This is a genomic window from Ruegeria sp. BJ6, from assembly GCF_056537885.1.
Map to the genome: position 1 here is coordinate 51,435 of NZ_JBQFSG010000010.1, position 10,461 is coordinate 61,895.

Annotated in this window: 11 protein-coding genes; 7 read left to right on the forward strand and 4 right to left on the reverse strand. The window is 59.1% G+C overall.

Annotated features, from left to right (window positions below; translation table 11 throughout):
- Position 1 precedes the first annotated feature (1 nt).
- From ACR0D6_RS17995 to ureG, 7 genes are read left to right on the forward strand one after another with little or no spacing between them, the layout of a single operon-like run.
- Positions 2-304 (forward strand): urease subunit gamma, encoded by a 303-nt coding sequence (locus ACR0D6_RS17995; RefSeq protein WP_170655068.1) that lies wholly within the window; start codon positions 2-4, stop codon positions 302-304.
- A gap of 18 nt (positions 305-322) precedes the next feature.
- Positions 323-484 (forward strand): hypothetical protein, encoded by a 162-nt coding sequence (locus ACR0D6_RS18000; RefSeq protein ID WP_480766525.1) that lies wholly within the window; start codon positions 323-325, stop codon positions 482-484.
- Positions 481-813 (forward strand): urease subunit beta, encoded by a 333-nt coding sequence (locus ACR0D6_RS18005; RefSeq protein WP_480766526.1) that lies wholly within the window; start codon positions 481-483, stop codon positions 811-813. Before ACR0D6_RS18000 ends, ACR0D6_RS18005 begins: the two co-directional genes overlap by 4 nt.
- On the forward strand, positions 788-2,548 hold the full coding sequence (ureC, locus tag ACR0D6_RS18010; RefSeq protein WP_480766527.1) for an urease subunit alpha: 1,761 nt from the start codon (positions 788-790) through the stop codon (positions 2,546-2,548). Before ACR0D6_RS18005 ends, ureC begins: the two co-directional genes overlap by 26 nt.
- A gap of 17 nt (positions 2,549-2,565) precedes the next feature.
- Entirely contained in the window at positions 2,566-3,018 is a 453-nt protein-coding gene (gene ureE / locus ACR0D6_RS18015) for an urease accessory protein UreE (protein WP_170655081.1), read from the forward strand.
- The gene (locus tag ACR0D6_RS18020; RefSeq protein WP_480766528.1) at positions 3,002-3,655 is read left to right on the forward strand and encodes an urease accessory protein UreF; all 654 of its coding nucleotides are present in this window, start codon (positions 3,002-3,004) and stop codon (positions 3,653-3,655) included. The genes ureE and ACR0D6_RS18020 overlap by 17 nt, the downstream gene beginning before the upstream one ends.
- Positions 3,652-4,296 carry an urease accessory protein UreG gene (ureG, locus tag ACR0D6_RS18025; protein ID WP_480766529.1) on the forward strand — a complete coding sequence of 215 codons (645 nt, stop codon included), beginning with the start codon at positions 3,652-3,654 and terminating at the stop codon, positions 4,294-4,296. Before ACR0D6_RS18020 ends, ureG begins: the two co-directional genes overlap by 4 nt.
- A gap of 212 nt (positions 4,297-4,508) precedes the next feature.
- Here the strand turns inward: ureG and ACR0D6_RS18030 are convergent, their stop codons facing one another.
- The 4 genes from ACR0D6_RS18030 to xrtT all read right to left on the reverse strand — a co-directional run bounded on the left by ACR0D6_RS18030 (position 4,509) and on the right by xrtT (position 10,425).
- Positions 4,509-6,062, reverse strand: coding sequence for an ATP-binding protein (locus tag ACR0D6_RS18030; RefSeq protein WP_480766530.1), 1,554 nt, complete (start codon positions 6,060-6,062; stop codon positions 4,509-4,511).
- Positions 6,059-6,742 (reverse strand): response regulator transcription factor, encoded by a 684-nt coding sequence (locus ACR0D6_RS18035; protein ID WP_480766531.1) that lies wholly within the window; start codon positions 6,740-6,742, stop codon positions 6,059-6,061. The genes ACR0D6_RS18030 and ACR0D6_RS18035 overlap by 4 nt, the downstream gene beginning before the upstream one ends.
- 153 nt (positions 6,743-6,895) lie before the next feature.
- A complete protein-coding gene (locus tag ACR0D6_RS18040) occupies positions 6,896-8,974 on the reverse strand; it encodes a VIT and vWA domain-containing protein (protein ID WP_480766532.1) in 2,079 nt (692 codons plus the stop codon).
- Positions 8,971-10,425, reverse strand: a complete 1,455-nt coding sequence (xrtT, locus tag ACR0D6_RS18045; RefSeq protein ID WP_480766533.1) for an exosortase T — start codon at positions 10,423-10,425, stop codon at positions 8,971-8,973. The genes ACR0D6_RS18040 and xrtT overlap by 4 nt, the downstream gene beginning before the upstream one ends.
- Positions 10,426-10,461: the final 36 nt, after the last annotated feature.

The window sequence follows — 10,461 nt, forward strand, 5'->3', positions numbered from 1 at the left end:
CATGAACCTGACCCCCCGAGAAAAAGACAAGCTGCTGGTCGCCATGGCCGCCGAGGTCGCCCGCAAACGGCTGGCGCGCGGCGTCAGGCTGAACCACCCCGAAGCAATCGCACTGATTACCGATGCCGTGGTCGAAGGTGCCCGAGACGGACGTTCGGTCGCCGACATGATGCAGGCCGGAGCCGAGGTGATAACCCGCGATCAATGCATGGAGGGCGTACCTGAGATGATCCACGAAGTTCAAGTCGAGGCCACCTTTCCTGACGGCACCAAGCTGGTGACCGTGCACAACCCCATCCGGTAACCCGAAAAGGATTTCCCCATGACCCGAATGCTGTTCCCCGCCCTGATCCTTGCTGGCCCCGCAGTGGCGCATACCGACACCCATATCCACGCACATGGCACCGACTATGCCAGCCTTGGCGTCGGTCTGGCGCTGCTGGCGCTCGCCGTGATTGCCCTGATCGCCAAGCTGCCGAAATGATCCCAGGCGAAATCATTCCGGCGGACGGAACGCTGACGCTCAACGCCGGGCGCAGCGGGCGGCTTGTGATGGTGGCCAATACCGGCGACCGTCCTGTGCAGGTCGGCAGCCACTACCATTTTGCCGAGGCCAACCCAGCGCTGGATTTCGATCGTTATGCGGCTTTGGGAATGCGTCTGGATATTCCGGCCGGCACCGCCGTTCGGTTCGAACCGGGGCAAATGCGCGAGGTAATGCTCGTGCCTTATGGGGGTCGGCGCCACATCTACGGTTTCAACAAACATATCATGGGGGCTTTGAAAGATGCCGGGCAAGATCAGTCGGAGTGACTATGCCGCCATGTTCGGCCCGACGGTGGGCGACAGAGTTCGTCTGGCCGACACGGACCTGATCATCGAGGTCGAAAAGGACCTGATCGTTGATCGCGCGACCGCTGCCCGGTTCAGTGCATCGGGCCATCGCGAAGACGTCTATGGCGAAGAGGTCAAGTTCGGCGGCGGCAAAGTGATCCGCGACGGGATGGGGCAATCTCAGGCAACCCGTGCCGATGGGGCCGTGGACACCGTCATCACCAATGCCCTGATCGTGGATCATTCGGGTATCTTCAAGGCGGATGTCGGCCTGAAAGACGGGCGCATCGCCGGACTTGGCAAGGCCGGAAATCCGGATACCCAGCCCGGAGTGGACATCATCATCGGCCCGGGCACCGAGATCATCGCGGGCGAAGGGCGCATCCTGACCGCCGGCGGGATCGACAGCCATATCCATTTCATCTGCCCGCAACAGATCGAGGATGCGCTGCATTCGGGTCTGACCACCATGATCGGCGGCGGCACTGGCCCAGCGCATGGCACTTTGGCCACCACCTGCACCCCGGGACCCTGGCATATCGGTCGGATGCTGCAGGCGGCGGATGCCTTCCCGATGAATCTGGCCTTCGCGGGTAAAGGCAACGCCTCGCTGCCTGCCGCACTGGAGGAGCAGATCAAGGCCGGTGCCTGCGCCCTGAAACTGCACGAGGATTGGGGCACTACCCCCGCCGCCATCGACTGCTGCCTGTCGGTGGCCGATGCAATGGACGTGCAGGTGATGATCCACACCGACACGCTGAATGAATCAGGCTTTGTCGAAAACACCGTGGCCGCCATGAAGGGCCGCACCATCCACGCCTTTCACACCGAAGGCGCAGGCGGTGGCCATGCCCCCGACATCATCCGCATCTGCGGCGAAGACCACGTATTGCCGTCCTCGACCAACCCGACACGACCCTTCACCGTCAACACGGTCGAAGAGCATCTGGACATGCTCATGGTCTGCCATCACCTCGACAAGTCGATCCCCGAAGACGTGGCCTTTGCCGAAAGCCGCATCCGGCGCGAGACTATCGCGGCCGAGGATATCCTGCACGACATGGGCGCGTTCTCGATCATCGCGTCCGACAGTCAGGCCATGGGCCGCGTGGGTGAGGTGCTGATCCGCACCTGGCAATCCGCCGACAAGATGAAGAAACAGCGCGGTCGCCTTTCCGATGAAACCGGCGACAACGACAACCTGCGGGTGCGCCGCTATATCGCGAAATACACCATCAACCCGGCAATTGCGCACGGGCTCAGCCATGAGATTGGCAGCATCGAAGAAGGTAAGCGCGCCGATCTGGTGCTGTGGAACCCCGCCTTTTTCGGCGTGAAGCCCGAGATGGTCCTGCTGGGTGGCACCATTGCCTGCGCACAGATGGGTGATCCCAATGCCTCGATCCCAACGCCGCAGCCGGTCTATAGCCGTCCGATGTTCGGGGCCTACGGCCGTTCGGTCGAACAGTCTGCGATCACGTTTGTTTCCGAAGCCGCGCAGGCCGAAGGGATCGGTGAAACACTTGGGCTTGCAAAACAGACCGTCGCCGTACGCAACACGCGGGATATCGGAAAACGGGACCTGATGCTCAACAACGCAACTCCCCGGATCGAAGTCGACCCCGAAACCTATGAAGTCCGCGCCGATGGCGAATTACTAACCTGCCAGCCCGCCGAAGTTCTACCGATGGCGCAACGCTATTTTATGTTTTGAGAATAAAGGAGGCCCCGATGACCACCGCGATCAAAACCGCCCGCATCTATCACGACCACCAACACTCTCAGGCCCATGCACAGGTCTCGCTGGACTATGACGGCCGCTTTCTGCGCCGCAAGATGCTGACGACGGATGACGGCGAGGCCTTTCTGGTCGATCTGGCGCAAACCAAATCTCTGGATCATGGTGGAGTGCTGGTGCTGGAAGACGGTCGCCAGATTGAAATTGTCGCCGCCCCCGAAAACCTGTTGGAGGTGACGGGCGGCAACCTGCTGAGGTTGGCCTGGCATATCGGCAACCGCCATACCCCCTGCCAGATTGAGGACAACCGCCTGCTGATCCAGCACGATCACGTCATCCGCGATATGCTGGAAAAGCTGGGCGCTGACATCCGGGAAACCGTCGAACCCTTTACCCCCGAAGGCGGCGCTTATGGCCACGGCAGGACCCATGGCCATTCCCACTGACACGGATATCCTGACCCTGACGCAATGGCTGTCGCCTGCCTACCCGGTGGGCGGATTCGCCTATTCACATGGGCTGGAATGGGCCATTGACTGTGGCGCCGTGGCCAATGCCACGGACACTGGCGAATGGATCGCCGATGTGATCGGGCACGGATCGGGCCGCAATGACTGTATGTTCCTTGCGGCAGCCTATCGGGCGGACACCTGCGAGGAACTGCACGAAATCGACCGCACCTCCCGGGCCTTTTGCGCCTCGTCCGAACGCCTGCGCGAAACACATCTGTTGGGCGAGGCGTTCTGCGGCGTGACCTCGGATGTTTGGACGCTGGATATGGGAACTCTGACTTACCCCGTTGCCATTGGGCATGCCGCAAAGGCCCGGAACCTGCCGGTGCAACTGACGGCGCAGATGTTCCTGCACAGCTTCATGGCCAATCTGGTGGCCTGCGCAACACGACTGGTGCCTCTGGGCCAGACTGATGGACAGCGGTTGATCCGGGATCTGACACCCCTGTGTCAGCACACTGCGTCCGCGGCGACTGAGGCCGGGTTGGACGATCTGGGGTCAACCACGTTCCTGCCCGACATCGCGTCAATGAAACACGAAACTCAATATTCAAGGATGTTCCGAACATGAGCAACATGAACGGCCCACTGCGCGTTGGCATCGGCGGCCCGGTGGGCGCGGGCAAAACCACCCTGACCGCCGCTCTGTCCGAGGCGCTGCGTGACAAGGTTTCGATCGGTGTAATCACCAATGACATCTACACCCGCGAAGATGCCGAGGCGCTGATGCGGATGCAGGTTCTGCCGCAGGACCGGATCATCGGCGTCGAAACCGGCGGCTGCCCGCATACGGCGATCCGCGAGGACGCCTCGATCAACCTGGCCGCCGTGGCCGAGATGCAGGCCCGTCACCCGGATATCGAAGTCGTCCTGATCGAAAGCGGCGGCGACAATCTTTCGGCCACGTTCAGCCCGGAACTGGCAGATGTGACGCTTTATGTAATCGACGTGGCTGCGGGTGAGGAAATCCCGCGCAAAGGCGGGCCTGCGATCACCAAATCCGACGTGCTGATTATCAACAAAACCGATCTGGCGCCCCATGTCGGCGCTTCACTTGAGGTGATGAACCGGGATGCAGCCAGAATGCGCAACGGTCGTCCTTTTGTATTCTCATCCCTTCGGCACAGAAAAGGGGTCGATGAGATCACCAGTTTGTTGGCGCAAATTGGGGGCCTGGAAATACCGGACGACTTGCGTTCACGCCGTGCTTAAAGCGCGCGAACTGCCACGGAAGCTCTCTGCTCAGGAAATTACAGCGGCAGTTAATTCGGCCGTTCGACCAAGGCAAACGTCGCTGTGGCGCAGTCCGGGCTATCCGCTGCAGACGCAAATTTTCGAGCTGGTCGAACATGCGCACTGCGCAACAAGCCAGGAAACGCGGCACAGACACAAAGTTGCCCGTGCTTGGTGCAATCGATAAAGGCTCAAAACCTGATCCGAAAACTGGCGCCGTGCTTTGGTGTCATTGCCTCAATCACTGCATTGGCTTGCTTCAACACGGCAGCAACAATGGAAAGGCCCAGACCAGTGCCACCTTGATCCCGTCTGGTCGTGAAAAACGGGTCCGTGATGCGAGCACTGTTTCGGGCGGAAATTCCCGCGCCGTTGTCGGCAACAATCAGACTGTTCGAAGCCGCTTCATAGGTTATGTCGACACGCGTTGCCCCGTGCTGGAACGCATTTTGCAAAAGATGATGCAGAACCATTTGCCCCTGATCCTTGGACAATGGCAGATACGTGTCGGACGGCGCGTGACACTCGATGACGTGATCCGGGAACGAAGCTGACGCGGCCCCGACAATATCCGCCAGTGACGTTGGAGCCGGGTCTGTCTGCACGCTGGCCCGAGCCAATTCGCGCAGACGCCCCAGCAGGGCGTTCATGCGCAGACCTTCTTGCTGAATGTTATGAACCAGTTTCTGATTGCGATCACCGGACACCGCAGACGGCCCGTCAGACAGCAACTCGGCCGCGCCCAGAATTGCAGTGACCGGTGATTTCAATTCATGCGTGACATGGCTTGTGTAAGTCTCGATCGCTGTGGATCGATCCGACAAGGTTGCGGCCATCGAAACGACATTGCTGCCCAAATCCGCCAGCTCCTGCACACCATAGTGCTGCACGGGATCAGGTATTGGTTTCGATCCGCTTGCGACATCCCGGCTCTGACTGCTGAGATCGCGAATTGGCTTTGAGATCAGCCGCCACATCATCCAGCCAATCCCGGCCGCGGACACCAGCATGAATACAGCGACAGAACCCAGCGTGAACCGTTCCTGAAACAGAAATTTCCTCAGGTCCATAGGCGTGCGAGACAGGTATACAGCACCGATAACCCTGTTCCCCAACACCACAGGATGGGCGACAAACACGCGGTAAGTGGTGTCTCGGCTGATCGAGTTCAGCAGGTGCCGCTTGGATGGGTCGTCCCGATATCTCAGCAATGAGACGGTTTCTCCCTGCAGGGCCAGCGACACTTCTGGTACATGCAGAAAGGACCCGCTGACCGGTCCGCTACCGGCAATGACCTGCCCGGAGTGATCCAAAAACACATATCCCGTCAAAGTCGTTTTCTTCGCCGAACTCGCCAGCTGTGACAGAGTTGGAGAGATCGCCGCATAGGTCACACCCAAAGGGTCTACAGCTTCAACCGGGTCGGGACGAGGCGGCAAGACCTGACTGCGGAACAGATCCAAACTGGGCGGGATGGGGTGAAAATCCCGTGCAAGTCGTTCTGTCTGCTGGTTGGACAAGCGATGACCGAGATCGGGCGAAACCTGCAGTTCCGAGAACGCCGCAGCGTACATTTCGGCAAGGATAACCGCCTGAGACAGCAAACCGCGCTCAGTCTCACGCGCGAACTGGTTGCTGGACAGCCGGGCGCCCAGTACGCCGATGATCGGGAGTGTCACCAAAGCTATGCAGACCAGCGCAATTACCAGCGCAAGCGATGGCCTCCATTTTTTCTTGATGGTCAACACTGGCAAATGCCCAGTTTCACCCCAACCCCGTGCACGGTTTGGATCAGGTCAGGATAGCCCAGTGCACGCGCCTTTTGACGGATATTGCGGATATGACTGTCGACTGTGCGACCGGACAGATAGGTATTGTGTCCATAGACCAGTTCGATCAGCCGCGCGCGCGAATAGACTCTGCTTGGTGTCTTTGCCAGGATCGACAACACCGAAAACTCGATCCCGGTCAGCTGAATCTCGGCCTCGGCCAGGGTGCAGCAATGTGCGCTATGATCCAGTCGAAGGTCCTGAAATACCGTCACTTCGTCCGGCGCATCTGAAACGCTGGCGCGGGCAAGGATGGCCTTGATCCGCAGCACCAGCTCTCGTGGGCTGAAGGGTTTGGTGACATAGTCATCCCCACCAAGCTGAAAGCCCAGAATACGATCAATCTCATCATCGCGCGCAGTCAGAAACAGGATCGGCACAGTCGAACTTTTGCGAAGCTCCCTGCAGGCTTCCAGCCCGTCCATTTCCGGCATCCCGATATCCAGAACCACCAGATCAGCCGGAGATTTGCCGAATAGTTCCAGTGCATCCTGACCGGTGGCCGCCTCGGTTGTTTGAAAGCCGGAATCTTCCAGCGCAAAGCGAACGACATCACGAATGCGGGCATCATCATCTACGATCAGGATGTTGTTCACTATTCGCGTCCATCATCGAAGTTTCACCGAAGTCACGATCAGAGATCATACTGCTATTGGCCGGGTCAAGTGGAGCCTGAACTTGCGGTCTGCGCCAAGTGAAATCATCCCCCAGCCACCAGGCATCTGTGCGCAGTTTGTAGGGGACGTTTCTCATGCCGCAACCCTCCGACTACGCGTCAGGCGCAGCGCGCCCAGAGCCGCCAGAATAATCAATCCAAATATCGTTTGCGGCTCGGGTGTGGATGATCCACTGAACGCGGTTTTGGGATAGGCCCCGGCACCCACACCCGCCACCTGAGGCAAGGCCACCGGAGTAGTGGCTGTTGGCACGTCGCCGGTGTTCACGATCATTTTTGACACGGCAACAAATGAGGTGAACTGCGTCTGAAGATTGAACTGCAACCCAAGATCGGTGATCTGCGCCTCAAGCTCTTTGGGATCGCCAGCCTGTACAGCGATGGCGCGGTCGAATTCCGCAATTTTGGTGCGGGCCCAGGTCAATGGGATCGCAGCGCCCTGAAGCGTATCCCCCTCTGGATCGGAAGCTGTTGGCAGAACCGGCGACAGTGGCATTTGTGCCTTTCTGCCCTGCACCAGGCCATTGATCGTGATGTCGGCAGGCCCGCCACCATCGTACCGGGCCATAACCCGGATTGAGCCGCCATCGAACAGGTCTTGGATGTGGTGTGGTACCACTTCGCTGACATTCAACTCGCCCCAATCAATGGAGATATCCGTCAACACCGGCGATTTCAGGTCTCGGGCCAGCGTATCCGCGACATCCGAGGCGCGCTGAGTCGGATCAACATAGCGGGCATAGCCGCGGCCTTCTTCGGCCATCGCGTCCAAAAGGTAACGATTTACCGAAGTACCCACCCCAAAGGCATAGATACGGGCATCGCCGATTTGCCGCCGGATTGTGCGCAGAACACGCGACTCGTGACCGATATAGCCATCGCTGAGGAAAACGACGATGCGCAGCGTGTTGGCGGGCTGCTGCGTTGCAAAAGCGTGACGAATTGCATTGTCGATTTCAGTGCCACCCCCGGCACGAAGACCGCGCACATAGCGCAAGCCAGACCGGATGTTGCCACGCGTGGCAGGAACGGCTTGGGATGCGAACTCGGACGCACCCGAAGAAAACCGGATCACGCGAAAATAATCCTCGGGGCGCAGCCCCTGCAGGGCGGATTCCATAAACCGTTTGCTGGCATCCAGAGGCGCGCCGCCCATCGAACCTGAGGTATCCAGAACAAAGACCAGCTCTCGTGCGGTGATCTGATCCGCTTGCGGGATCTTGGGCGGCTCAACCAACAACGATACAAAGCCGCCCCGCTCATCGTGATGGGCCAGCACTCCGGCAGTTGTCTCATCACCACCAAGTTCGTAGCGCAAAACAAGGTCGCGGTTGTCGATCACCCGCCCGCCCCGAAAAGTGGCGCTGATCACTCCTTCTGACTGCTGGACTTGCAAGTCATGCGTTGCGCTTGTCAGATTGGAAACGGGAACAGCCCCGCGCAGGTTCAGATCCAGCGAGACCCGCGCGGGTTCGATGACATCCGGGTTTGAAAGGCTTGGGACCGGTGGGTATTCCGGCAGCTCGGAAACTGTCCAACCGTCGACTTTGGTTGAGGCGGCCGGGTCTTCTTCGTGGAAATCCGCCAACACAACGTGCCCGGACATTGGGTTGGAATTCACTGCCCCCTTATAGCGCGGCCCGACGACCAGCGGCAGAACCAGTTCATAAGCATCGTCGATCTTGGGAACCGCTTGCACATAGCTAAGCGTTACCGTGATCGGCTGCCCCGGCATCAGGTTGGCGACATTCTGTGTGAACATGTTGGGACGATGCTGGGTCAAAAGGGCCGCTGCCTTGCCCTCTTGCTTTGCGGTCTCAAAGGTCTGTTCGGCCTGCTGCTTTTTCTGAATCTGTGCCTCAACCACTTCGTCCCCCACCAGCATCTGCATCGCGTAGACGGCAGCCTTTTGGTTGAGAGGGAACAGATATTCCGCCGACATCGGATCATCCGACGGGTTCACGAACACCTGCCGCACCTGAACAGTTGCCATATCTCCCTGAATATCAACGGAAAGGTCCGATTTCAGCAGAGGCAAGTCCAGTTGCCCGGCTGCCCCGCTGCCGATCAAACGACCTGCGATCTCGTCGTCGGGCTGAGCGTACACAGCCCCCGGCAGCAGCAGAAAAACAAAAGCGAAATAGCGTATCATGCGTCCGTTCCTTCGATGGTTTGAATGTCCAGTGCTGCGATCGTGGCAGCGTCGAGTTCGGCGCGCAGTGCGGTGTCCAGCGCCCATGGGGTGATCCTTTGCACGCTGCTCCAGGTGCCGCCGGTCCCGCTCAGCCAACGCCAGATCGCTTCGCCCACACTTGGGGTGACCTGCCCGCTCTGCGAGACATAGCTGACCGCTACCAACCATCGGTCTCCGTCGGGGCCCGTGGCCCGATAGTAGGCGCTGGGAACGCCGTCATAGCGTGTGCCCAGAAACCGAACCTTGTAGCCAAGACCCCGCAGGCAGATTTCGGGGGCATGAAGATGCCGCAGCGGCGCGCGTGTGCTGACCACATTCAGCCCCAGCGGACCGAACTGGGCCTTCTGCGCCTGCCCGCCATAGGCATCGAAATAACGAGCTTCCATCTGTGTCAGGGGCACTTTCTTCCCCTGAAATCCTTGAATTTGCGCGGGCAGGATCGGCGCTACCACGCTACCCGAAACGTCCACCGGGTTTGCCTTGAGGGACACGATGGCAATGCTGCCGATCAGGCAAGCAATCCCCGCCAGCATTTTGATGGGTTTCGGCAGAATAAATGACTTGGGCCGTGGGCGGCTTTCGCGCGCCTTTCTGCTGCAGGGCCGATAGAACAGGGCAAAGGGTGCGACGGTCAGGCCAAGTGTCGTCAACCCTATTAGGCTGTGCCAGGGCTCGGCCATCACATCCAGATCATAAGCCAGGCCAGTTGCCAGCAGCGAAATGCGCAGACTATTTCCAAGTGTGGCGCATCCAGCTGTGACCAACAGGATAAAACCGCCGACATGCCACCGTGGCCTCATAACCGCGTTTTGGGTCACCACGAAGGCCAGCGACAGCAAAAGACCCGAGGCTCCGGAACAGGGCAGGTCTACCAGAATGTCCTTCCGCTCCAGGGTGATGCGCACCCCGTCGCAGACCACATTCGAGAACAGAGTGCCGAGCATACGGCAGGCCAATTCCGCCGAAACCATTTGCAACGGGAACCCAAGCGTGCGCTGCAGGACCATTTCTGTTGGCAGGGAAAACAGAAACAACGCAGCCATCCAGAATGGCGAAATCGCAAAGGGTCGACGATTTAGCTGCAGCAGCACAACCAGCGCAAAGACATCTACTGCAAGCGCAAGTGCACTGAGAATGTTGATCGCCAGTATCTGCCCGAAAAGCCGGATCAATGCGGCCATCAACAATAAGGCAATCGCCGGAATCCCAGAGACAGCTTCTTTCGGCCGCCCGCTCAGCAAACTCATCCCGGCTAGACAAAAAATCAGCAGGACATAGACGTACCCGTAAGACCCATAAGCAGGACTGAGCCAACTTCGGACAAGCCATTGCAAAGGCTGCACGGCCAATATTGCCGAGGCAATCGCGAATGCGCACCAAGCCACTGTATCTGTGGAATAACTTTTCATGCCGCCAGTTGTGAACGGCGAACGCGCATTTACTCT